Annotated in this window: 22 protein-coding genes and 4 pseudogenes; 20 read left to right on the forward strand and 6 right to left on the reverse strand. The window is 57.6% G+C overall.

What is annotated here, in order from left to right; all coding sequences use genetic code 11:
• The first annotated feature begins 10 nt into the window (after positions 1-10).
• The 11 genes and pseudogenes from AF70_RS05835 to AF70_RS05885 all read left to right on the forward strand — a co-directional run bounded on the left by AF70_RS05835 (position 11) and on the right by AF70_RS05885 (position 9,595).
• Positions 11-841: a carbohydrate ABC transporter permease gene (locus tag AF70_RS05835; RefSeq protein ID WP_019579064.1), complete on the forward strand. Its 831-nt coding sequence runs from the start codon at positions 11-13 to the stop codon at positions 839-841.
• 32 nt (positions 842-873) lie between these two features.
• Complete coding sequence (locus AF70_RS05840) at positions 874-1,977, forward strand: ABC transporter ATP-binding protein (RefSeq protein WP_019579065.1); 1,104 nt, start codon at positions 874-876, stop codon at positions 1,975-1,977.
• 16 nt (positions 1,978-1,993) lie between these two features.
• Entirely contained in the window at positions 1,994-3,469 is a 1,476-nt protein-coding gene (locus AF70_RS05845; protein ID WP_028940532.1) for a mannitol dehydrogenase family protein, read from the forward strand.
• Positions 3,470-3,595: 126 nt separating this feature from the next.
• A complete protein-coding gene (gene xylB, locus AF70_RS05850) occupies positions 3,596-5,092 on the forward strand; it encodes a xylulokinase (RefSeq protein WP_028940531.1) in 1,497 nt (498 codons plus the stop codon).
• A gap of 13 nt (positions 5,093-5,105) precedes the next feature.
• Positions 5,106-6,044 carry a carbohydrate kinase gene (locus AF70_RS05855; protein WP_028940530.1) on the forward strand — a complete coding sequence of 313 codons (939 nt, stop codon included), beginning with the start codon at positions 5,106-5,108 and terminating at the stop codon, positions 6,042-6,044.
• Positions 6,045-6,438: 394 nt separating this feature from the next.
• On the forward strand, positions 6,439-7,170 hold the full coding sequence (locus AF70_RS05860; RefSeq protein ID WP_018926045.1) for a hypothetical protein: 732 nt from the start codon (positions 6,439-6,441) through the stop codon (positions 7,168-7,170).
• A gap of 88 nt (positions 7,171-7,258) precedes the next feature.
• Positions 7,259-7,420: pseudogene (locus AF70_RS05865) on the forward strand (contractile injection system protein, VgrG/Pvc8 family); the annotation flags it as partial.
• 19 nt (positions 7,421-7,439) lie between these two features.
• On the forward strand, positions 7,440-7,907 hold the full coding sequence (locus AF70_RS05870; RefSeq protein ID WP_081625556.1) for a DUF1910 domain-containing protein: 468 nt from the start codon (positions 7,440-7,442) through the stop codon (positions 7,905-7,907).
• A 223-nt stretch (positions 7,908-8,130) separates the two neighbouring features.
• The gene (locus AF70_RS05875; protein ID WP_028940529.1) at positions 8,131-8,664 is read left to right on the forward strand and encodes a hypothetical protein; all 534 of its coding nucleotides are present in this window, start codon (positions 8,131-8,133) and stop codon (positions 8,662-8,664) included.
• A 172-nt stretch (positions 8,665-8,836) separates the two neighbouring features.
• A complete protein-coding gene (locus tag AF70_RS05880) occupies positions 8,837-9,106 on the forward strand; it encodes a DUF2790 domain-containing protein (protein WP_028940528.1) in 270 nt (89 codons plus the stop codon).
• Positions 9,107-9,196: 90 nt separating this feature from the next.
• Positions 9,197-9,595 (forward strand): hypothetical protein, encoded by a 399-nt coding sequence (locus AF70_RS05885; protein ID WP_028940527.1) that lies wholly within the window; start codon positions 9,197-9,199, stop codon positions 9,593-9,595.
• Here AF70_RS05885 and AF70_RS05890 read toward each other — a convergent pair whose 3' ends face one another.
• A complete protein-coding gene (locus AF70_RS05890) occupies positions 9,596-9,865 on the reverse strand; it encodes a DUF1652 domain-containing protein (RefSeq protein WP_026331664.1) in 270 nt (89 codons plus the stop codon).
• A 391-nt stretch (positions 9,866-10,256) separates the two neighbouring features.
• Between AF70_RS05890 and eco the strand changes: the two genes are divergently transcribed.
• Positions 10,257-10,739, forward strand: coding sequence for a serine protease inhibitor ecotin (gene eco / locus AF70_RS05895; protein WP_028940526.1), 483 nt, complete (start codon positions 10,257-10,259; stop codon positions 10,737-10,739).
• A gap of 30 nt (positions 10,740-10,769) precedes the next feature.
• Here the strand turns inward: eco and ilvA are convergent.
• Positions 10,770-11,765 (reverse strand): annotated as a pseudogene (ilvA, locus tag AF70_RS05900) (threonine ammonia-lyase, biosynthetic); the annotation flags it as partial.
• Positions 11,766-12,013: 248 nt separating this feature from the next.
• Here ilvA and AF70_RS05905 point away from each other — a divergent pair.
• Complete coding sequence (locus tag AF70_RS05905) at positions 12,014-12,331, forward strand: DUF2834 domain-containing protein (protein WP_019579077.1); 318 nt, start codon at positions 12,014-12,016, stop codon at positions 12,329-12,331.
• Here AF70_RS05905 and AF70_RS05910 read toward each other — a convergent pair.
• Complete coding sequence (locus tag AF70_RS05910; protein WP_169342465.1) at positions 12,306-13,784, reverse strand: RimK family protein; 1,479 nt, start codon at positions 13,782-13,784, stop codon at positions 12,306-12,308. The two genes, AF70_RS05905 and AF70_RS05910, sit on opposite strands and share 26 nt — an antisense overlap.
• A gap of 200 nt (positions 13,785-13,984) precedes the next feature.
• Between AF70_RS05910 and rimI the strand changes: the two are divergent.
• Positions 13,985-14,431 (forward strand): annotated as a pseudogene (gene rimI / locus AF70_RS05915) (ribosomal protein S18-alanine N-acetyltransferase); the annotation flags it as partial.
• A gap of 55 nt (positions 14,432-14,486) precedes the next feature.
• Here rimI and AF70_RS05920 read toward each other — a convergent pair.
• Both AF70_RS05920 and AF70_RS05925 read right to left on the reverse strand, forming a co-directional pair.
• Positions 14,487-15,635: a PQQ-dependent sugar dehydrogenase gene (locus AF70_RS05920; protein ID WP_028940524.1), complete on the reverse strand. Its 1,149-nt coding sequence runs from the start codon at positions 15,633-15,635 to the stop codon at positions 14,487-14,489.
• 51 nt (positions 15,636-15,686) lie between these two features.
• On the reverse strand, positions 15,687-16,049 hold the full coding sequence (locus AF70_RS05925; protein ID WP_026331666.1) for a hypothetical protein: 363 nt from the start codon (positions 16,047-16,049) through the stop codon (positions 15,687-15,689).
• A gap of 213 nt (positions 16,050-16,262) precedes the next feature.
• On the opposite strand from AF70_RS05925, the gene AF70_RS05930 reads away from it, so the two are divergent.
• Positions 16,263-17,123 (forward strand): Ku protein, encoded by an 861-nt coding sequence (locus tag AF70_RS05930; protein WP_028940523.1) that lies wholly within the window; start codon positions 16,263-16,265, stop codon positions 17,121-17,123.
• Between the two features lie 80 nt (positions 17,124-17,203).
• Here the strand turns inward: AF70_RS05930 and lpxO are convergent, their stop codons facing one another.
• Positions 17,204-18,103 (reverse strand): lipid A hydroxylase LpxO, encoded by a 900-nt coding sequence (lpxO, locus tag AF70_RS05935; protein WP_026331667.1) that lies wholly within the window; start codon positions 18,101-18,103, stop codon positions 17,204-17,206.
• Positions 18,104-18,337: 234 nt separating this feature from the next.
• Between lpxO and AF70_RS05940 the strand changes: the two genes are divergently transcribed.
• The 5 genes and pseudogenes from AF70_RS05940 to AF70_RS05955 all read left to right on the forward strand — a co-directional run bounded on the left by AF70_RS05940 (position 18,338) and on the right by AF70_RS05955 (position 22,468).
• Positions 18,338-19,015, forward strand: a complete 678-nt coding sequence (locus tag AF70_RS05940; RefSeq protein ID WP_028940522.1) for an SOS response-associated peptidase family protein — start codon at positions 18,338-18,340, stop codon at positions 19,013-19,015.
• A gap of 182 nt (positions 19,016-19,197) precedes the next feature.
• On the forward strand, positions 19,198-19,404 hold the full coding sequence (locus AF70_RS30025) for a hypothetical protein (protein ID WP_019579085.1): 207 nt from the start codon (positions 19,198-19,200) through the stop codon (positions 19,402-19,404).
• A gap of 168 nt (positions 19,405-19,572) precedes the next feature.
• Positions 19,573-20,409 carry a diaminopimelate epimerase gene (dapF, locus tag AF70_RS05945; RefSeq protein WP_019579086.1) on the forward strand — a complete coding sequence of 279 codons (837 nt, stop codon included), beginning with the start codon at positions 19,573-19,575 and terminating at the stop codon, positions 20,407-20,409.
• A gap of 214 nt (positions 20,410-20,623) precedes the next feature.
• Positions 20,624-20,895, forward strand: a pseudogene (locus AF70_RS29770) (hypothetical protein); the annotation flags it as partial.
• Complete coding sequence (locus AF70_RS05955; protein ID WP_026286413.1) at positions 20,879-22,468, forward strand: ABC-F family ATPase; 1,590 nt, start codon at positions 20,879-20,881, stop codon at positions 22,466-22,468. The pseudogene AF70_RS29770 and the gene AF70_RS05955, both read left to right, overlap by 17 nt.
• Positions 22,469-22,492 lie beyond the last annotated feature (24 nt).

Genomic DNA, 22,492 nt, shown 5'->3' on the forward strand with positions numbered 1-22,492 from the left:
GGCCCGCGCCATGACTCTTCAACAATCCCGTCGTCTGCAAAGCCTGCTGCTCGGCACTCTGGCCTGGGCCATCGCGATCCTGATTTTCTTCCCGATCTTCTGGATGGTGCTGACCAGTTTCAAGACTGAAATCGACGCCTTCGCCACACCACCGCAGTTCATCTTCACGCCGACGCTGGAAAACTACCTGCACATCAACGAGCGCAGCGACTACTTCAGTTTCGCCTGGAACTCGGTGGTGATTTCCTTTAGCGCCACGGCATTGTGCCTGCTGATTGCGGTGCCGGCCGCCTACTCCATGGCGTTCTACGAAACCCAGCGCACCAAAGGCACGCTACTGTGGATGCTCTCCACCAAGATGCTGCCGCCAGTGGGTGTGCTGATGCCGATCTACCTGTTGGCCAAGAGCTTTGGCCTGCTGGATACACGAATTGCGCTGATCGTGATCTACACGCTGATCAACCTGCCGATCGTGGTCTGGATGGTTTACACCTACTTCAAAGACATCCCCAAGGACATCCTCGAAGCCGCACGCCTGGACGGCGCCACCCTGTGGCAGGAAATGGTCCGGGTGCTGCTGCCGATCGCCAAGGGCGGCCTGGCCTCCACGGTGTTGCTGTCGCTGATCCTGTGCTGGAACGAGGCGTTCTGGTCGCTGAACCTGACCTCGTCCAAAGCCGCGCCACTGACCGCACTGATCGCCTCTTACTCAAGCCCCGAAGGTTTGTTCTGGGCCAAGTTGTCGGCGGTGTCGACCCTGGCTTGCGCGCCGATCCTGATCTTCGGCTGGATCAGCCAGAAACAGCTGGTCCGCGGACTGTCGTTTGGCGCCGTGAAATAGCCCTCAAAGAATAAACATAAAGGAGCGCCATCATGGCCAACCTGAAAATCAAAAATCTGCAAAAAGGCTTCGAAGGTTTTTCCATCATCAAAGGCATCGACCTGGAAGTGAACGACAAGGAATTCGTGGTGTTCGTCGGCCCGTCGGGTTGCGGCAAGTCGACCCTGCTGCGGCTGATCGCCGGCCTTGAAGAAGTCAGCGGCGGCACCATCGAGCTCGATGGCCGCGACATCACCGAAGTCAGCCCGGCCAAGCGCGACCTGGCGATGGTGTTCCAGACCTACGCCCTGTACCCGCACATGAGCGTGCGTAAAAACATGTCGTTCGCCCTCGACCTGGCCGGTGTAGCGAAAGCCGAAGTCGAGAAGAAAGTCGGCGAAGCAGCGCGCATCCTGGAGCTCGGGCCGATGCTCGAACGTAAACCGAAACAGCTGTCCGGCGGTCAGCGTCAGCGCGTAGCGATCGGCCGGGCCATCGTGCGTAACCCGAAAATTTTCCTGTTCGACGAACCGCTGTCCAACCTCGACGCCGCCCTGCGGGTGCAGATGCGCCTGGAACTGTTGCGCCTGCACAAAGAACTGCAAGCCACCATGATCTACGTGACCCACGATCAGGTCGAAGCCATGACCATGGCCGACAAAGTCGTCGTGCTCAATGGCGGTAAGATCGAGCAGGTCGGTTCGCCACTGGACCTGTATCACCAGCCGGCCAACCTGTTTGTCGCAGGTTTTCTCGGCACACCGAAAATGGGCTTCCTCAAAGGCAAAGTCACCCGTGTCGACAGCCAGGGCTGCGAAGTGCTGCTGGACGCCGGTACCCGCATCACTCTGCCGCTGAGCGCTGCCAACCTGAGCGTCGGCGGTGCGGTAACGCTGGGCATTCGCCCGGAACACCTGGAGTTGGCGCAACCTGGCGACTGCACGTTGCAAGTCACCGCCGATGTCAGCGAACGTTTGGGCAGCGACACCTTCTGCCATGTGCTGACGTCGTCCGGCGAAGCGTTGACCATGCGCGTTCGCGGCGATTTGGCCAGCCGTTATGGCGAAACCCTGAGCCTGCACCTGGACGCCGAACACTGCCATTTATTCGATGCCAACGGCGTGGCGCTGACCCGTCCACTGCGCGCCGCAGCCTGATATCAGAGAACATGCGATGAAACTGAACAAGTCCAACCTCAACCGCCTCGCCCCCGAGGTGGCCCTGCCCGCCTACACCCTGAGCGACACCCGCCAGGGCATCGCGCACATTGGCGTCGGCGGTTTCCACCGCGCACATCAGGCGTACTACACCGACGCTTTGATGAACACCGGCGAAGCACTGGACTGGGCCATCTGCGGCGTTGGCCTGCGCGCCGAAGATCGTCGCGCCCGGGACGATCTCAAAGAGCAGGATTACCTGTTTACCTTGTTTGAACTCGGCGATACCGACGACACCGAAGTGCGTGTCATCGGCGCGATCCGCGACATGCTGCTGGCCGAAGACGGCGCCGAGGCGCTGATCGATAAACTGGCCAGCCCCGAGATCCGCATCGTCTCGTTGACCATCACCGAGGGCGGCTACTGCATCGACGACAGCAACGGCGAGTTCATGGCACACCTGCCGCAGATCCAGCACGACCTGAGCAATCCGAACGCTCCGAGAACCGTGTTCGGTTTCCTCTGCGCCGCGCTGGCCAAACGGCGTGCAGCCGGCACGCCCGCGTTCACGCTGATGTCCTGCGATAACCTGCCGCACAACGGCGCGGTGACCCGTAAAGCCCTGCTCGCGTTCGCCGCCCTGCGCGATGCCGACCTGCGCGACTGGATCGAGCGCAACGTCAGCTTCCCCAACGCCATGGTCGACCGCATCACGCCGATGACCAGCATCCAGCATCGCCTGCAATTGCACGACAAACACAGCATTGACGACGCCTGGCCAGTGGTCTGCGAACCGTTTGTGCAGTGGGTGCTGGAAGATAAGTTCGTCAACGGTCGCCCGGCCTGGGAAAAGGTCGGCGTGCAGTTCACCGACGACGTCACGCCTTACGAAGAAATGAAGATCAAACTGCTCAACGGCAGTCACCTGGCCCTGACCTACCTGGGGTTCTTGAAGGGTTACCGTTTCGTTCACGAAACCATGAACGACCCGCTGTTCGTGCGCTACATGCGCGCCTACATGGACCTGGACGTGACGCCGCAACTGGCGCCGGTGCCGGGCATCGATTTGACCGAGTACAAAAACACCCTGGTGGCGCGCTTCTCCAATCAGGCGATTGCCGATCAGTTGGAGCGGGTGTGTTCGGACGGCTCGTCGAAGTTTCCAAAATTCACCGTGCCGACCCTCAACCGCTTGATCGCCGACGGCCGCGAGACCAAACGTGTGGCGCTGGTGGTGGCGGCCTGGGCGCTGTACCTCAAAGGCGTGGATGAAAATGGCCACACCTATACAATTCCGGATCCGCGGGCGGCGTTCTGTCAGGCGCTGGTGGCCGATGATGCGTTGATCACCCAGCGGCTGCTGGAGGTTGAGGAGATTTTCGGCACGGCGATTCCCCGTTCGCCAGAGTTCGTCGCGGCGTTCGAGTGGTGCTGTAACAGCTTGCGGGAGGTTGGCGTGACGCAGACGCTCGAACGAGTGCTGGCCGTCTGATCATTCCCACGCTCTGCGTGGGAATGCAGCCCGGGACGCTCCGCGTCCCATCCAGAAGCGGACGTAGAGCGTCCATTGATGCATTCCCACGCAGAACGTGGGAACAATCTTCGGTAGGGTGTTTCCATGGCAAACCAACAACTATTCCTGGGCATCGACTGCGGCACCCAAGGTACCAAAGCCGTGATCCTCGACGCACACAGCGGTCAGGTCCTCGGTCAGGGCGCTGCTGTCCACAGCCTCATCAGCGGCCCCAATGGCCGTCGCGAGCAAGACACTGCCCAGTGGCTGGAAGCCTTTACCCAGGCTACCCGTCGCGCGTTGCTCGCCGCGGACGTGGACGGACAGGCCATCCTCGGCATCGGCGTCTCTGGCCAGCAACATGGCCTGGTGCTGCTCGACGATCACGGCCAGGTACTGCGCCCGGCCAAGCTTTGGTGCGACACCGAATCGACCCCGGAGAACGACCGCTTGCTCGCCCATCTGGGCGGTGAAAAAGGCTCCCTGGAACGCCTCGGCGTGGTCATCGCGCCTGGCTATACCGTGTCGAAACTGCTCTGGACCAAAGAACAGCACCCGGAAATTTTCGCCCGGACCGCCCGCATCCTGCTGCCCCATGACTACCTCAACTATTGGCTTACCGGCCGCAGTTGCAGCGAGTACGGCGATGCCTCGGGCACCGGCTATTTCAACGTACGCACCCGCCAGTGGGACTTGCAACTGCTGCGCGACATCGATCCCACCGGGCGCCTGCAAGCCGCGCTCCCGGAGCTGATCGATGCCCACCAGCCGGTCGGTACGATCCTGCCAGGCATCGCCGAGCATCTGGGCATCAACCCCAAGGCCCTGGTCTCCAGCGGCGGTGGCGACAACATGATGGGCGCGATCGGCACCGGCAACATCAAGCCCGGCGCGATCACCATGAGCCTCGGTTCTTCGGGAACGGTCTACGCCTATGCCGAGCAAGCGCACGTCAGTCCAGACGCCTCGGTGGCGACGTTCTGTTCCTCCAGCGGCGGCTGGTTGCCGCTGATCTGCACCATGAACCTGACCAATGCCACCGGCGCGATTCGCGAGTTGTTCGAACTGGATATCGAGCAGTTCAACGCCTTGGTCGAACACGCGCCGATTGGTGCTGAAGGCGTGTGCATGCTGCCGTTCCTCAATGGTGAACGCGTTCCCGCCCTGCCCCATGCCAGCGGCAGCCTGCTGGGGTTGACCATGACCAATCTGACCCGTGCCAATTTGTGCCGCGCCGTGGTGGAAGGCACCACCTTCGGTTTGCGTTACGGGCTGGACCTACTGCGCCACAATGGCTTACAAAGCCGCAGCATCTGCCTGATCGGTGGCGGTTCGAAGAGCCCGGTGTGGCGGCAAATCGTCGCCGACATCATGAATACGCCAGTGATTTGTACCGAACAGAGCGAGGCCGCGGCGCTTGGCGCAGCGATTCAGGCGGCGTGGTGCAAGTCTTGGGCAAACGGCCACGAAGACAGTCTGGCGGACTTGTGCGAGCGCTGCGTGAAGCTCGACCTGGCCAGTGAAACCCTGCCGATTGCAGAAAATGTACAGGCCTGTCAGCAGGCCTATGAACGCTATCAACAGCATGTCGCAACCCTTTAAAGAGCGAGCAACTATGTATCTGGTGTGTGGTGAAGCGCTGTTCGATTTCTTCAGCGAAGACGATGCCAGCGGCCTGGCATCCAAAGTGAATTTCAAGGCAATTGCCGGCGGCTCACCGTTCAACGTGGCGGTGGGTTTGTGCCGCTTGGGCGTGGATGCCGCGCTGTTTGCCGGACTGTCGACCGACTACCTCGGCCGCCGCTTGCAGCAAGTGCTGCAGGATGAAGGCGTGCGCCCGGATTACCTCGTGGACTTTGCCGCCCCAACCACCCTGGCGATGGTCGCGGTCGGCGCCAATGGCTCGCCCCATTACAGCTTTCGCGGCGAAGGCTGCGCTGATCGGCAATTGAAACTGGAGCACCTGCCAGAACTGGGGCCTGAAGTGCGCGGCTTGCACATCGGCTCGTTCTCGCTGGTGGTCCAACCGGTTGCCGATACCTTGCTGGCGCTGGTGCAGCGGGAAAGCGGCAAACGCCTGATCAGCCTCGACCCGAACGTGCGCCTGAATCCCGAGCCGAACATCGAGTTGTGGCGTTCACGGATCGCCACCCTGGTGGAGCTTGCCGACCTGATCAAGGTCAGCGATGAAGACTTGAACCTGTTGTATCCCGAACAGGATCCCCAGCGCGTGATCGAAAGCTGGCTGGAGCATCGCTGTCAGCTGGTGTTCCTGACCCGTGGCGGTCAGGGCGCGACGGTGTTCAGCCGGGCTCATGGCACATGGTCGGTGCCGGCGTGTTCGGTGAAGATTGCCGACACCGTTGGGGCTGGCGATACCTTCCAGGCGGCGCTGATTACCTGGCTGACCGAGCAGCAGCTGGATTCGGTTGCGGGTGTGCAGCGGCTGAGCCGTGAGCAGATTGACGCGATGCTCAGGTTTGCGGTGAGCGCTGCAGCGTTGACCTGCAGCAAGACCGGGCCGGATTTACCGTATCGGCGGCAGTTGAGCTGAAATACACGCCCTCATACCTCCCCTGCTATGGCAGGTCCTGATTTCAGGGCCTGCCGGCGGACATGAATAAAAGACAGCCTGCATATGGTTCTTTTGGGCGTTATATCTTTTCGCCCATTATGTTTTTTAGATATATTCTTATTGCAATTTAAAACTATAAATCCAGGCAAAAGATAAGCGGCTATTGACAGCCATGTATTTTCTAATTTGAAGTAAATTTATAGCTCTTTACACTTGCAACTATTCCAAAAAATAATTGCACGCAGCCAATTACAACCAAGTAGTTGCTTGACCGCCACATGCCTTCAACTAGTATCTTTCCCACGCACGGCGCAGGTAAGGACAACTGCTGTGCGAATCCTTATACCACCACAACAGGAAAAGGAACTCCAACATGGAAAGTGTCGCTATCTCAGCTGCCCAAATTAACTGGAACGGCGGACAACGTATAACTCTCACCGCAGGAGATACAGCCACCTGTACCGCACTTAGCCCAGGCCAGCTTTATGGCATCTTTATCTACAACTCCGCGCAAAATGACAACAACTCGACTGTCTCCGTGAACTGGAGCAACAGCCAGCCGCCCGTACCGATCACGGTGCCTGGCACCACGGCCAATGCAGGCCTGGCATCGTTGGGTTTTGTCTCGGGCACCGATACTCAAACCGTTTCGGTCTCACTGTCCAGCAACGCCGGTAAATCACAGGTCGAAATCTGGCTGGGAAGTGTCAGCATGCCGACCAACACATCGGGGCTCAGCAACTATCCGCTGCCGGCCGATGGTGAGCAGCATCCGTTCAACAAGTACACCCGCTACTATGCGGTCCCCCCATCGAAATGGATGAACCTGACGATCACCAGCACCATTACACAGTTCCTCTCCTGCCAGTTCCGTGAGGCGCAAGCGACCGTGTTCGTCGTCAATGAGACGTCGAACGGCCTGCTCTCCGGCCAGGTCACCACGATCGGGCCTACTGCAAGTGAAGTTGGGGCCGTCAAGATCAGTTACTCGCAGATTCAGAGCATTTCCAATAATCTGCAAGGCGACGGTACGCAGTGGGTCTGGATGGATGCTGACAGCCAGCAAAACTCTCAGAGCGCGACCATTTCCCTGCAATCGCTTTGAATTCATTGGCTGAGTCATAAACGAAGGCCCCCTCTGTGGGGCCTTCTTTTTATCTGACGTAGCGGTCAATTGCCTCGAAAAGTGCCTGTATTGCGTGCAGTACGACGAATCCGACCTGCATTTCATCCAGCGTCTTTGCGAAGAGGAAGGCATCCATTTCCACTTCCAGCACTCGGCCAGCGGCCACAAGCTGGCGCCAGTGAGTTACCAGCAGGACTCCGGGATGGCCGCCGAAAAAACGGTGATCAAGCCGCTTCGATAATTTTTTTATCAACTACAAAGATTCGATTGAATTCTTCAAAGAAAATACGTTTCAGGCCGACTCTGACGAGCAAGAAAAATCGCTAAGAGCCAGATACTTTCAGAGGCTGATACTCAAGGAAATACTGATACGCTACACCGCTGGCAATGAGATCGTAGTCCTGATCCCATTATTGGAAAAGCTTGTAGAAGCGCTGGAGGCTGGTGCTATTGCTTTTCTGTACGGTATCGAAGACAGCAAAATTAATCATAGGGTTTATCCAAAAGGCTTAGTTGAATACGCGAGAAATTACCAACCAACCGACACTGCCCAGATTGCTCGTATAAATGCAGGGCAACCCTGCAGTAAAGCAGGCTATTGGTTTACACCTGCACAAGCAGAATCTCGTCGCTATTTCGAACAGGGCGAAATCATGCCGAGCTTCAGCGACTCGAGATGGGGCGATACTATTTGGTATTGGTCAGGTGAAGAATAAAGTGGCGGCAGATTGACTTGACTTCAGCCAATCATTGTTCGGATGGGCGAACAAGCCAGCGTCCGCAAGAGGCTGGCCTGCGTGTAATACCGTATCCGTCAGACCGGCGCTTTCCACCCCATCATCCGCTGCTGCGCAACCTGCAGCAGGTCGTAACCATCCTGAGTCGGCAGATAAAGCGCATGAGTAATGTAGGACCCGACAACCGAAGGGATTTCCCCGAATGCAAACACCATGGAAGTACATCATCGCGGCACTGCTAGCCGCCCCGGCCTACGCGCAACCACTCCAGACAATCCTCACCTGCCCTTTGGCCGATAGAACTCAGGTGTCCTTGCTGGCGGAAACGAATGCGCAAGGCCAGCGCCTGTTTGTGAAACTCGACAGCAAAATCCAACCGGCCTTTACCGACATCCCGGATTTCGACTTTTTCGGCGAAGTCTTCCTGGCAAAATGTGTTTCTTCCAGCCTGATATTCGCCTTCGCATACGGCTCGCCGTATTTAAAAGGCGTCGTTTTACGCAAGAACCCTGTCACTCACACCGTCGAGCGAATAGATTTTGCCGAGAAGGCGTTACCACGTTGGCTGTACCTCGGACGAGAGCAGGTCCGGCTCGTCATTCCTAATATCGGGTATGAAGTGTCGGCGAAGTTTCTGGTCTATGACTATGTTGCAGGAAGGGGGCAGTTGGAAGGACCCGCTGGTATAGAGACGCCTCCAAATCGACGTGGGTTCAAGGTTGTGCGCCTCGAATAGATGACCGCACAACAGGCTAGCAACAACCATTAGCCCGCTACTTAACCTTCGATTAATCCTGCGGTCCAAAACTTTACTGGACCGCACTCCCTCAGCACCCTCTGACGCCCAGTGCGGCAGGTTCGATGCTCTTGCATCGAACTGGCTTCCCCTCTGCACTGGAGACCCAATCATGAACATGCGAACACTGCTGATGACCACCGCCCTCGCCTGCACCGCATTCGCCGGTCTCGCTCAGGCCAACGATACGTCGTCCTCCCAGGCCGTGCCTTATCACTACGGCATGCCTCTGAATGTGGGCAAGGTCATTTCCATGACCGAACCGTCGACGCTGGACTGCGAAGTGGTCACGGCAGACATGAAGTACATCGATAGCACCTCGGGCAAGCCAGCAGAAATTACCTATCGAAAACTTTCTGACGCGTGCAGTTATCAGAGCTGACAGACGATTCTGATTCGGCACTTGGCGGTAGGCCTGCGGGGATTCTGACGCTATGCTTTGGCGTCCCCTCTACCGCCGAAAGGATTCGCCATGCCGTTCTCGTTTCGCACACTGTCGACGTTCACCGCCGCGCTTTGCTTTCTGCTGGCGCTGGTGTGGGGTTTGATGCCGCAATGGCTGCTGGCGATCTGGAGTATCGAGTATTCGTCCGCAGCGGGGTTTGTGGCCAGGCGCAGTGCGGTGCTGTTCGGTGCGCTGGGGGTGATGTTTTATCTCGTGCGGCAGGCACCGCCCTCGGCGGCGAGAAGTGCGATATGCAGCGGCTTTATGGTTGGCTGTTTCGGCTTGGCAGCGCTGGGCTTCGGCGAATGGCTCAATGGTCATGCCGGGCCGGGTATCTTACTGGCGATCCTGGTGGAGTTGGCGCTGGGTCTGGGGTTTATCCAGACCCGGCGCGTGTCGCTCGAATTGCGTGAAACGGCCGGTTAATTAATGGGCTTTTGACTTTGGGCTGAACATTTGGCTATGGGTCTTGTGCTCAAGGTCGGTGCGTAACTCGGCGATCAGATGATTAATCTCCCGACACCCATTGAGGCGATGGGCGTCTATGCCGGTAACGCACAAGTCGAGATGGTCAGTCTCGTTGTCCGAATACACCTTGACGGTCATCGACAGGTCTGGCGATAGCGTGCATTGGCAGCGTTTCGGAAGAAAACTGCTTTCAACGATATTGCGTAGTTCCAAGGCAGAAAGAAACATGGCCACCCTCTCGGTATTGTGAGATTGCCAATCGAAATCAATTGTCGGTCGGAGCTCAGATCGCCCGTTCTTTTCTTCCTTGCGGGCTTCATCGTTCCAACGTCCGACCGTTTTTTTTTGTTTCAGCGCTGACTCAATGGGACCGTGGTCAGCTCAAGACAGCTTCAGCATAAAACATGCCCGGAATTTCGCCCTGCGCCTCGTCGGCAAATCAAGGTTTAGAGAAGATGGCAACACATTGCGTCATGCAAAATGCAAGAAAGGTCAGCTTTCAATACCTGCATTTTGCAACCCCCCTCTGAGGGCGGGTTTGCATTGGGCAAGGACGGCAGTGAGAATGCGGTCCATCTTTTCAGTATCTGCTGACCCCACACACACGCAAGGAGGCATCATGGGTACTTTGTCCTTTAACACGACCGCCGGGCTGATAGTTGTCCTTCTGTCGTCCGCAGCCCACGCTGCGACACTCGAAGACGTCGCACCGTACCCCAAGCCGGAGAGCGGCTTTACCCGCCAGGTCATTCATCTCGCTCCACAAAAACAGGAAGACGCCTACCAGGTCGAAATTCTGGCCGGCAAGACCCTGACCGTCGACTGCAACCGTCAGCGTCTGGGCGGCATGCTTGAGGAAAAGAACCTCGAAGGCTGGGGCTACCCATTCTACCGGCTGGAAAAAGTCACCGGCCCAATGAGCACATTGATGGCCTGCCCTGACGGCAAGAGCAAGAAAGACTTCGTACCAGTGGTCGGTGATGGTTTCAAGCTACGCTACAACAGCAAACTGCCGATCGTGCTCTACGTGCCCAAAGACATCGAAGTGCGCTACCGGATCTGGTCGGCGTCGAGCCGCGTCGAGAAAGCCGTTCAGGAATAATCCGCCCATCCCTTATGCCGGGGCGCCATTCAACGCGGCGCGCTCGGCCACATGACGCAAGCTGTCGAAGTTGATATTCGCGCCGGAATCGATGGCCACCAGGGTCTGCCCTCGGACGCCGGTTTGCGCCACGTACTGCTTGATACCCGCCACGGCCAGGGCGCCGGAAGGTTCGGTGATCGAGCGGGTATCGTCGTAGATATTCTTGATCGCGGCACAGAGTTCGTCGTTGCTGACGGTCAGCACTTCATCGACGCAAAACCGGCAGACCTCGAAACCATGCGCGCCGATCTGAGCGACGGCCACACCATCGGCGAAGGTGCCGACGGTTGGCAGCACAACCCGTTCGCCGGCCTGTAAGGCCGCCCGCAAACAGGCGGAATGTTCCGACTCGACGCCAATGATGCGCACTTCCGGGCGCAGGTATTTGACGTACGCAGCGATACCGGCGATCAAGCCACCACCGCCCACCGGCACAAAGATCACATCCAGCGGCCCTTGGTGCTGACGAAGGATCTCCATACCGACGGTGCCCTGCCCGGCGATCACGTCCGGGTCGTCGAAGGGCGAGACAAAGGTGCGGCCGGTTTGCTGTGCCAGGTCCAGCGCATAGGCCAGGGCAAACGGAAAACTTTCGCCGTGCAGCACCGCATTGGCACCCCGGCTGCGCACACCCTGCACCTTTAACTCCGGCGTCGTGCAGGGCATGACGATAGTGGCGGCAATCCCCAACTCGCGAGCCGCCAACGCTACGCCTTGGGCATGATTGCCTGCCGATGCGGTGATCACGCCCCGAACCTTCTGTTCATCGCTCAGGTTCACCAGCTTGTTGTAAGCACCACGTATCTTGAAGGAAAAAGTCGGTTGCAAGTCTTCGCGCTTGAGCAGGATCTGATTACCCAACGCCTCGGACAAGGCCGGTGCTGCTTGCAACGGCGTGCGCACGGCGAGTTCGTAGACCGGCGCGGCGAGGATCTTTTTCACGTAATGCTCAAGCAAACTCTGCTGGACGGGGGTGCTGTTCATGGTCGTCTCCTGACTTTGATCGGAGCCCAAGAGACAGAAACTAAAAACCCGCCTCTAGGGCGGGTTGGGTGCTGCAGTCGTGAGCTAGCCCGCCAAATAAGGAATGGCGGTAATAATGCTTGGCTGGCAGCGCAATACGGTGGAAGTCATGGCTGGAAATTAGCCGGCCGCTGATGGCAAGTCAATGGCCAATTTTCAACGAGCTCTGTAGGCTGGCGATTCTGCTCATCGTCCCAAGGAAGGAAACCATGAAGTCTGTCGCCCTGCCCCTCGTTGCCCTGATCGCTTTCGCCGGCTATACCGTTTCGGTGATGCTGCAAGCCGAACAGTCGCTGCTCGACTTCGGTATCAGCCTGATGTCACGGCCCGATACCGCGCAGGTGGTCATTGATTTGTACCTGTTGGCAACGCTTGCCGGTATCTGGATGTACCGGGATGCACGCAAGCGTGGGCGGTCAGGGTTGTCGGTGGTTCCTTATTTGCTGGTGACGGCGATTTTCGTGTCTGTCGGGCCGTTGTTGTATCTGGTGGTGCGGGGGCTCACCAAGCCTGACCACGGCGTTTGAGCTCCAGCCGCCGGACGAACTCTTCCAGCACCAGCGTGTACAGATCGTCCTGCAGGTACGCGTCTTCGATGCCGGCGTCGATGTTCGGGTTGTCGTTGACTTCGATCACCACCACTTTGTCGCCGGACTGTTTGAGGTCGACGCCATAGAGTCCGTCGCCAATGAGATTCGCGGTTTTCACCGCCAGTTCGACCACCGCTCGCGGCGCTTCGTGAACCGCCAGGGTGCGGCATTCGCCGTTGATGTCTTGGCCTTTGGCCTTATGGTTGTAGATCTGCCAGTGGCCCTTGGACATAAAGTACTGGCAGGCAAAAATTGGTTTGCGGTTGAGCACACCAATGCGCCAGTCGTACTCGGTGTAGAAGAATTCCTGAGCCAGCAGCAACACCGAGTGTTCGAACAGTTCGGCAGTGGCCTTGAGCAAGGCTTGCTGGCTTTCGACCTTGATCACGCCCCTTGAGAAACAGCCGTCGGGGATTTTCAACACCAAAGGAAACCCCAGTCGCTCGCCTACCCGCTCAAAGTCTTCCGGTCGCTCCTTGTAGAGGATTTCAGTGGCCGGCATGCCCAGTTGATGGCTCTTGAGCAAGTCAGTCAGGTAAACCTTGTTGGTGCAGCGCAGGATCGACGCCGGATCGTCCATCACCACCAGGCCTTCACTCTCGGCTTTTTTCGCGAAACGGTAGGTGTGGTTGTCGACGCTTGTCGTCTCGCGTATCAACAGCCCGTCGTATTCGGCGATTCGGGCGTAGTCCTTGCGTTCGATCAGCTCAACGTCGATGCCCAGCATCTTGCCGACCCTGACAAAGTTGTCCAGAGCCTTGGGGTTGGAGGGCGGCAATGCTTCTTGCGGGTCGTGCAGAATGGCCAAGTCATAACGGGCCAAGCGCCGAGAGCGTGGCAGGCGCCAGATCTTGCGACTGAAACTATCCAGCGCGTTTGCAAACTGATCTTCCTGATCTTCACGCAACTTATGCAGGGTGCCGAACTTTACACCTTCGATGTGCCAACCGTTAGTTCGACGAAATTCAACTAACAATATTGGACAAGGGAAAACCTCGAATAACTGTCGAGCCAATTCCTGTAATGGCTCGATTGAGGTCTGGCCGAAGTACAGGGTCAAGGTGAAACCTTCGGTGTCGCTGTAAACATGATGACTTAAGGCTTTTTCCAGGGTTTTATCCAGATCGTCCAAGGCCAGGCCATACAGGGACTTTCGGGTCAGTTCGCTGATGGTCCGCACCGACGGAATCACCTTGTGCCCCCGTGCTTCGGCCAGCAGCGAGCAGTAATAGCCGTGCCCGAGGTACTTGTAACTGCGGCACAGGTTGATCACCTGAACCCGTTTGCCCTGCTCGTTGTTGCGGGTCTGTTCGAGGTATTCCTGGGCGGTGACGATGTCTTCACTGGGAAAGTAGGAGGTCCAGTCTTCCTTGCGTTCGACGATTATCATCAACGGACTGGAAGTTCTGATCGAGGCATTTAAATAGTTTGCAGAAGTTATTGCCGTCGGCAAAGTTTGTTCGGATACTTCGCGCCAATGACCTTGTACCGCTGACATAGTGATTTATCCGTTGGAGAACAAGACCTTTCCTATTAAGCACGAACTTTTTCGAAAGTCCCGTTTCGTTACGCAACTTTTACGGCGGTCATATGAATCCTGTTTTTCGCCTGGCGGTCATTGAAGACCTTCCAGCACTGTTGGCACTCGAACAGCAATGCTTCACCACCGACCGGCTCAACCGGCGCAGTTTTCGATGGATGATCAGCCGGGCTCACGGGCAACTGCTGGTGGCCCAACGTGGCGAGCGATTGGTGGGGTATGCGCTGGTGTTATTTCACCGGGGTACTTCACGGGCACGTCTGTATTCGATTGCGATCGCCGTTGATGCTCGCGGCAGTGGGCTGGGCAAGCAATTGCTCGAACGCGCCGAAGCCTGCGCCCTTGAGCACGATTGCGCCTACCTGCGACTTGAAGTACGCATCGACAACCCGATGGCAATCGCTCTGTACGAGCGCAACGGTTATCGGCGATTCGGGCTGATTCAAGACTATTACCAGGACCATGCCGACGCACTGCGACTGGAGAAACACGTCCTGTAGCAGCTGCCGAACGCAGGCTACGCCACCTGCTACAAAGGTTGTGCGAGTCTGTTTACTTCAACCCAACCTTATACAACGCACCATCGTCTTCATCGGTTAGTACATACAGATAACCATCCGGCCCCTGCCGCACATCGCGAATCCGTTTGTTCAGCTCACCCAGCAGCCGCTCTTCGTGAACAACCTTATCGCCGTCGAACTGCAGGCGGATCAGCTCCTGGCCCACCAGCGCGCCGATAAACACGTTGTGCTGCCAAGCCTTGAAGCGATCGCCATCGTAGAACGCCATGCCGCTGAGACCGGGGGATTTTTCCCAGACATGCTGTGGGCCCACGGTACCCTCGACGATTTTGCCCTTGGCTTCCGGGATCGGCAGGCCGGAATAGTTGATGCCGTGGGTTGCTATCGGCCAGCCATAGTTCTTGCCGCGCTCGATGATGTTGACTTCGTCACCGCCCCGGGGGCCGTGCTCATTTTCCCAGAGCGTGCCGCTCCAGGGGTTGAGCGCCGCGCCTTGCGGGTTGCGATGGCCGTAGGACCAGATTTCCGGGCGAACGCCTTTTTGCCCGACGAAGGGGTTGTCCTTCGGCACCTTGCCGTCCGGATAGATCCGCACGACCTTGCCTTGCAGCTTGTCGAGGTCCTGCGCCGTGGGTCGATCGTTGTTCTCGCCCAGAGTGATGAACAGATAACCGTCGCGGTCGAACACCAGACGGGAGCCGAAGTGATTGCCAACCGAAAGCTTGGGCTCCTGGCGGAAGATCACATTGAAATCCTTGAGGACCGTCAGGTCTTCCGACAACCGTCCGCGACCGACCGCCGTACCCGCCTTGCCGCCCTCACCGCCGCCTTCGGCATAAGACAGATAGACCATGCGGTCTAGCTTGAAGTCGGGCGACAACACCACATCGAGCAACCCGCCCTGCCCCTTGGCCCAGACCTGAGGCACACCGCTGAGCGGACTCGAAAGTTTGCCATCGGCACTGACCACCCGCAGGTTGCCCGGCCGTTCGGTCACCAGCATCCCTTGGCGACCGGGCAGGAACGCCAGCGCCCAGGGATGCTCCAGACCTTTAACGATTGGCGTGACCTCAAGGATGCCCTCCTCACTTTTCAATTCCTGGGCAGGCGCAGCAAACACGGGCGAGTTGGTGAACAGTACGCCGGTAAATAGTGTGGTCAGGAGGGTCTTACGCAACATGCACGATTCCTTTTGTCGTCAAAATGGCTGGTAAGACCTCTGTCCTACCGTTCAACGGTTGCTGGTGTCTGCGTCCCGATGAGGCGGATTGGGTATGAATGTCGGTGGGCTGGCGGGAGTCTGGCGATCCTGCGGATAACGGTTGCCGATACCGCCGTTCTCCAGGGTCGGTGGTCGCGGCGCAGGCGCCGTACTCGGCCCGCGGATCACCGGGATGCCGGGTCGCGTGCCTTGCATGCTGTTGGGATTGGCCCGGCGGATCGGGTTGTTGTAAGGATTGTTATTGGTGCTGCCCGGCAGGTTCTGGGCCAGCAGCAAGGGCGAGGATGGCGGCGCGGCGGCATCGGCCAGGGCCAGGCTGCTTAGCACGCCACTCAACGCCAGTGCGATGACACCGAACACACATCGGTTCATGGAAACCTCTCTAAAAGCGCGTGCAACGCTTCATGGATGAATAGAGCCACGCTACGCCCGGGGTTCGGATTTGTTAACTAAAACCTCCTTCAGAAGATGTAACACCAGTTGACTGCACCGTCGATCAGCCCGCAAAAGCGGGTCGCAGCCGACTGAAACTTTCCTCCGGGCAACAGGTCACCTGAACATCAATGGGCTGACGAGAACACGACGATGGCACGGGCAATCTGGAAAGGCGCAATCAGTTTCGGTCTGGTGCACATCCCCGTGGCGCTGGTCTCGGCGACGTCTTCCCACGGGATCGATTTCAACTGGCTCGACAGTCGCAGCATGGAGCCGGTGGGCTATAAACGCGTCAATAAGGTCACTGGCAAGGAGGTCACCCAGGCACACATCGTCAAAGGGGTCGAGTACGAAAAGGGTCGTTACGTGGTGCTCAGCGAAGAGGACATTCGCTCGGCCCATCCACTGTCGACCCAAACCATCGACATTTTTGCCTTTGTCGACAGCAAGCAGATCCCCCTGCAAAACATCGACACACCCTATTACTTGGCGCCGGACAAACGCGGCGGCAAGGTCTATGCGCTGTTACGCGAAACCCTCAGCAAAACCGGCAAGGTCGCCCTCGCCCGCGTGGTGTTGCATACCCGCCAGCACCTGGCGGCCGTCATGCCGCTGGAGTCGGCCCTGGTTCTGGTGATGCTGCGCTGGCCGGCCGAAGTGCGCAGCCTGGATCAATTGGAGTTGGGCAGTGAAGTGACCAAGCCGGACCTGGCCAAAGGCGAGCTGGAGATGGCCAAACGGTTGGTGGAGGACATGAGCGCCGACTGGACGCCCGAAGAGTACCGCGACAGCTTTGAAGACAAGATCATGGCGCTGGTTGAGCAGAAGGCGAATGAAGGCAAGATCGAAATCGTCGAAACCGCTACGGGTGAGGAGGAACGCAGGACCGCGGATGTCATCGATCTGACTGAACTGCTCAAGCGCAGCCTCGGTGCCAGGAATGCCGGTAAAACGGCAGAAAAAGCCAAAGCGAGCACAGATAAAAAAGCCACGAAGCGTTCTCGTGGCTGATCGGTTAGTGGAGTGCCCATACGTTATGCGGTGAAAATACTGGCCTGCTTGCAATGACTAAATGCGCCGCAAAGCAAAACTCAGATCAGCACAAAAATCGCCAGCAACCCGCCAAAAATCGCCCACTTCTCCAGGTAATAGCGAGCGCGGTTACGCTTTTTGAGTGCTTTGCCGCGCAGGCGAACCGTGTAGATTTTGGCAAACAAACGGTTGATAGCACCGGTCTTGTCACCCGCATCGTTCGGTGCCCCCGCCGCCGCCATCACTGTGCGGCTGAACCAGCGGTTGAACGCCGCCGCCCAGCGATACTTCATCGGCCGTTCGACGTCGCAGAACAGGATGATGCGGTTCTGCTGGGTGCTGTTTTCAGCGTAATGAATGAACGTTTCATCGAACATCACCGCTTCGCCGTCACGCCAATGGTAGCTCTCACCGTCGACGTTGATGTAGCAACCGGCATCGTTCGGCGTTTCCAGCCCCAGGTGATAACGGTACGAGCCGGCATACGGATCACGGTGGCGGACCAGTTTGGAACCCGGTGGCAGTTCGGCAAACATCGCTGCCTTGATCGAGCCAATGCTTTGCACCAGTTCAGTAGTACGCGGGCAGAGCTTCGCGGCCGACGGGTGACTGTCGCCATACCACTTGAGATAGAAACGCTTCCAGCCACTTTTGAAAAACGAATTGAAACCGACGTCATCGTATTGATTCGAGCGCTTGATCTCCCCAGCCTTGAGCAGGTTCTGGCCTTCGGCGCGAATCTCTTCCCAATGAGCCTGCAATGGGCTCAAGTCAGGAAAGTCCGCGGGATTGAGATAAGGCCGATTGGGGATTTTCGAGAACATATAAAGGAAGCAATTGATCGGCGCCAGAAAAGTCGAGTGGTCGCTTAGTTGGCGGCCTAGTTTGTGGCGCACCTTACCGCGCAAGTGGACATACGCGATGGAGATGACATAGATAGCGGCAATAATGAGTTTCACGGAAATCGTCACACGTCTGAAATGAACAAAGTGCGTCCCGATGGCGCGTTCTTGAGCCATGCCGACAATCGACATGGGGGCGAAAGATGTCATTTTAGCCATACTTTGTAACCAATAGTTAACCTTCAACTGTGAAAATGTGTCTACTCATACGTACCAAAACGCCACGCGGCTTTAACGCCCTATTAGTTCAAAGGATCGTCTAAGCTCAGATGTAAGCATGAGGGCTCAGCCATGTGCGGACGACTTTCGCAGTACCGAGGCATTCACGACTTCGTCAAGGCGCTGAGCATGCCCAACGCCTTGGTCAACAATGCCGGCGATCAGCCATTCGAGCTCTACAACGCCGCACCGACGACTCAACTCGCCCTCTTCCACCAAGAAGGCGACGTACTGCACGCCGACAGGGTTCGCTGGGGCTGGCGGCCGCATTGGTCCGAAGAACACCCTATGCCGATCAATGCCAGGGTTGAGAAAGTCAGTCACGGCCCATTCTTCAAAGCCATATGGCCGCACCGGGCGATCGTTGCCATCGATAACTGGTTTGAATGGGTTTACGAGGGCGGCCCGAAGAAGCAGCCCTACCTCATCCGCCGCAAGGATCGCGCACCGATCCTGTGCGCGGCGATCGGTCAATATCCGAGGTACGAACATCAGCCGGACGAACATGACGGCTTCGTGATCATCACTGCCGACAGCAAGGGCGGCATGGTGGATGTTCATGATCGGCAGCCGGTGACGCTGAATGCCGAACTGGCCCGGGAATGGCTGGATCCGGCCACGCCGAAAGAGCGAGCCGAGCAGATAGTACTGTCGCAGGGCGAGCCGGCCGAGACATTCGAGTGGTTCAAGGTTGATCAAGCCGTGGGCAATGTGCACAACGATGGCCCTGGACTGATCGAACCTATCTGAACATCGCGCGACACCATTCGTCGTATGGAAAGCGTGGCGCGGAATACGCGTCAATGTCTGGCTTAGGGTTTGCACATGCCGGCGGTAGCAGCCCCAGAACGACGTAATTCTGACGCGGCGGCATTCACATTAACGTTTAAGGACTCCAGCGATACGCTTGGTCAGTCACCGGGAGATGTAACGTGTCAACTCTCAACGAAATCGCAGCGAACCACGCGAGAATGGCTAAGGCAAGGGAAGAAGAGTCGACCGGGCTGAGTGAGCGACACCCTCAAATAGTGGGCAGTTTCGAAATCACATGCATTGATGAGCAACAGCACATTCCACTGCACCTGATCACTGGCGTACAGGACAATCACCTCGGACAAGCAGCGGGCTACTTGCTCTGAGTCTCGACCCGAACGATCGCCAGTTTGTCGCACGGCAGCCCCATTGGAGCTGCCGAAGGCTGCGATCTATTGATCTTTACCCGACCACAGCTTGTAAAGGCTATGCGAATGGGGCTAGATCGCCCTAAAACGTCAATTCACTCCATGCCTCGTCACCAGGATCAATGTATGCCGCTGAGTTTTCACAAGATGCACGCCAATGGCGATGACTTCGTCATTGTGGACTCGCGAAACTCGGCCAATCCAGTGACAAGTAGTTTGGCTCGGCGAATGGGTGATCGGAACCGAGGCGTCGGATTCAATCAACTCGCAGCAGTGCTTGATTGCGATGATGCCGATGCCCGCTTGATGTTTTGGAATGCAGATGGCTCCACGCTGGATGCTTGTGGCAGCGCAACGCGGGGGGCCGCGGACATGCTGATGCGCGAATCCAATATGACTTCGATAGCGCTGCGAACCAACCGTGGCCTACTCACTTGCGAACGAACTTCAGCCGGCGCAATTTCGGTCAACATGGGCGAGCCGCTTTTCGGCTGGTCGGATATTCCCCTGGCTCAGGAACTGGATACTGCTGTTTTGCCACTGGCTGGTGGCCCGGCAGCTTGCAGCATGGGCAATCCTCACTGCACCTATTTTGTGGATGATCTGTCAGCCATTGATATAGCGACCCTCGGACCGACCATTGAAACCAACCCACTGTTTCCCCTCAGGACGAACGTGCATTTTGTCCAGATCATTAACCGACAACACATTCGGTTGCGCATTTGGGAGCGCTGGGGTGGTATTCCGCTTGGTTCAGGTTCTTGCTCTTGTGGCGCCGCAGTCAGCGGAATTCGTCGTGGTTTATTAGACCATTCCGTTGAGGTTGAATGTGATGGCGGCACCGTAACGGTTCAATGGGATGGCGTGGGCCCGGTCTTTCTCATCGGGCCGGTAGAGACTATTTTTTCGGGAACAATTACCGATCAGCTATATCGTCCCACCCGCAGAGGCGAATCCGGATAGGTGCCCACCCTGACCAAGTGCTGGCCATTCAGCAATCCTTCTGAAACACACCTGGCCGGGCAAGCGCTGCCGACTTTACCCAGAGCAGCGCCCGGTGTCCCTAACACAACGCTGAACAAAAATAACATTGGCGTGTAATCAAGGATTTGCGCAGCGTTTCGCCACCCACCAGGATGAACCATCCCCTCAGGTAGACCCAAGCAGCGGGGCCAACCTGAAGAAGCTCGCGACACGTTATCGCGCGCCGTACAACTGCCGTCACACTTATGCGACAATATGCAGAATGTCTGGCATGAATCCCGCCTTTATTGCCCAACAGCTTGGACAAGCGTCCAGATGCTGCTCTCGACTTATGCGCGCCGGTTGAAGTCTAGCGGTGACTGGGGAGAGATGGAGAAACTCCAAAACGCCCCAGGTATGGCCCAAGCGCCAAAATGCGCAGCTCGCAACCCATTGATAGGTAAAGTAATTGATCTCCACAGCTAACATCACGATGCAGTTCGGCGCCAAGCCGCTATTCGAAAACGTTTCGGTCAAATTCGGCGCGGGCAACCGCTACGGCCTGATCGGCGCCAACGGTTGCGGCAAGTCGACCTTCATGAAAATCCTCGGTGGCGATCTCGAGCCGTCCGGCGGCCAGGTCATGCTTGAGCCGAACGTGCGCCTGGGTAAGTTGCGTCAAGACCAGTTCGCCTACGAAGAATTCACCGTGATCGACACCGTGATCATGGGTCACGAAGAGCTGTGGAAGGTCAAGGCCGAGCGCGATCGCATCTACTCGCTGCCGGAAATGACCGAAGAAGACGGCATGGCCGTGGCCGAGCTGGAAACCGAATTCGCCGAAATGGACGGCTACACCGCCGAGTCCCGTGCCGGCGAGCTGTTGCTGGGCCTGGGTATCGGCATCGAGCAGCACTTCGGCCCGATGAGCGAAGTGTCGCCGGGCTGGAAACTGCGCGTGTTGCTGGCGCAGGCGCTGTTCTCCGATCCTGAAGTGCTGTTGCTCGACGAACCGACCAACCACTTGGACATCAACACCATCCGCTGGCTGGAAAACGTGCTGACCCAGCGCTCCAGCCTGATGATCATCATCTCCCACGACCGTCACTTCCTGAACAGCGTGTGCACCCACATGGCTGACCTGGATTACGGCGAGCTGCGCCTGTTCCCAGGCAACTACGACGAGTACATGACCGTGGCGACCCAGTCCCGCGAGCAGTTGCTGTCGGACAACGCCAAGAAGAAAGCGCAGATCTCGGAACTGCAATCGTTCGTCAGCCGCTTCTCGGCCAACGCCTCGAAAGCCAAGCAGGCAACTTCCCGCGCCAAGCAGATCGACAAAATCCAGCTGGCCGAAGTCAAACCTTCGAGCCGTGTCAGCCCGTTCATTCGTTTCGAGCAGACCAAAAAGCTGCACCGTCAGGCGGTCATCGTCGAGCGCATGGCCAAAGGCTTCGATGGCAAGACCCTGTTCAAGGACTTCAGCTTCACCGTTGAAGCCGGCGAGCGCGTGGCGATCATCGGCCCGAACGGTATCGGTAAAACCACCCTGCTGCGCACCCTGGTCAACGAACTGACCCCGGACGCCGGCACCGTAAAATGGACCGACGCCGCCGAGTTGGGCTACTACGCCCAGGACCACGCGCACGACTTCGAAGACGACTGCAACCTGTTCGACTGGATGGGCCAATGGACCCAGGGCGGCGAGCAACTGGTTCGCGGCACCCTCGGGCGCATGCTGTTCTCCAACGACGAGATCCTCAAGTCGGTCAAGGTCATCTCCGGTGGTGAGCAAGGTCGCATGCTGTTCGGCAAGCTGATCCTGCAAAAGCCGAACGTGCTGGTAATGGACGAACCGACCAACCACTTGGACATGGAATCCATCGAGGCGCTGAACCTGGCGCTGGAGAACTACCCGGGCACGCTGATTTTCGTCAGCCACGACCGTGAGTTCGTATCGTCCCTGGCCACCCGTATCATCGAGTTGAGCGCCGATGGCGTGATCGACTTCAGCGGCACCTATGACGACTACCTGCGTAGTCAGGGTGTGTTGATGTAAGGCGGCTTCTGGCTGCAAATGGAA

Origin of the sequence: Pseudomonas sp. KD5, assembly GCF_012932895.1 — a bacterium.
Lineage (GTDB): Bacteria > Pseudomonadota > Gammaproteobacteria > Pseudomonadales > Pseudomonadaceae > Aquipseudomonas.

Coding starts and splice junctions, on each gene's coding strand:
- AF70_RS05890 (WP_026331664.1), bottom strand. CDS start 9,865: ATGTTTCTTTCTGCCTTGGAACTACGCAATATCGTTGAAAGCAGTTTT.
- AF70_RS05925 (WP_026331666.1), bottom strand. CDS start 16,049: ATGAACCGATGTGTGTTCGGTGTCATCGCACTGGCGTTGAGTGGCGTG.
- eco (WP_028940526.1), top strand. CDS start 10,257: ATGGGTACTTTGTCCTTTAACACGACCGCCGGGCTGATAGTTGTCCTT.
- AF70_RS05845 (WP_028940532.1), top strand. CDS start 1,994: ATGAAACTGAACAAGTCCAACCTCAACCGCCTCGCCCCCGAGGTGGCC.
- AF70_RS05905 (WP_019579077.1), top strand. CDS start 12,014: ATGAAGTCTGTCGCCCTGCCCCTCGTTGCCCTGATCGCTTTCGCCGGC.
- AF70_RS05860 (WP_018926045.1), top strand. CDS start 6,439: ATGGAAAGTGTCGCTATCTCAGCTGCCCAAATTAACTGGAACGGCGGA.
- AF70_RS05920 (WP_028940524.1), bottom strand. CDS start 15,635: ATGTTGCGTAAGACCCTCCTGACCACACTATTTACCGGCGTACTGTTC.
- AF70_RS05940 (WP_028940522.1), top strand. CDS start 18,338: ATGTGCGGACGACTTTCGCAGTACCGAGGCATTCACGACTTCGTCAAG.
- AF70_RS05885 (WP_028940527.1), top strand. CDS start 9,197: ATGCCGTTCTCGTTTCGCACACTGTCGACGTTCACCGCCGCGCTTTGC.
- AF70_RS05835 (WP_019579064.1), top strand. CDS start 11: ATGACTCTTCAACAATCCCGTCGTCTGCAAAGCCTGCTGCTCGGCACT.
- AF70_RS05910 (WP_169342465.1), bottom strand. CDS start 13,784: ATGATAATCGTCGAACGCAAGGAAGACTGGACCTCCTACTTTCCCAGT.
- AF70_RS05855 (WP_028940530.1), top strand. CDS start 5,106: ATGTATCTGGTGTGTGGTGAAGCGCTGTTCGATTTCTTCAGCGAAGAC.
- xylB (WP_028940531.1), top strand. CDS start 3,596: ATGGCAAACCAACAACTATTCCTGGGCATCGACTGCGGCACCCAAGGT.
- AF70_RS05880 (WP_028940528.1), top strand. CDS start 8,837: ATGAACATGCGAACACTGCTGATGACCACCGCCCTCGCCTGCACCGCA.
- AF70_RS05930 (WP_028940523.1), top strand. CDS start 16,263: ATGGCACGGGCAATCTGGAAAGGCGCAATCAGTTTCGGTCTGGTGCAC.
- AF70_RS05840 (WP_019579065.1), top strand. CDS start 874: ATGGCCAACCTGAAAATCAAAAATCTGCAAAAAGGCTTCGAAGGTTTT.
- AF70_RS05875 (WP_028940529.1), top strand. CDS start 8,131: ATGCAAACACCATGGAAGTACATCATCGCGGCACTGCTAGCCGCCCCG.
- dapF (WP_019579086.1), top strand. CDS start 19,573: ATGCCGCTGAGTTTTCACAAGATGCACGCCAATGGCGATGACTTCGTC.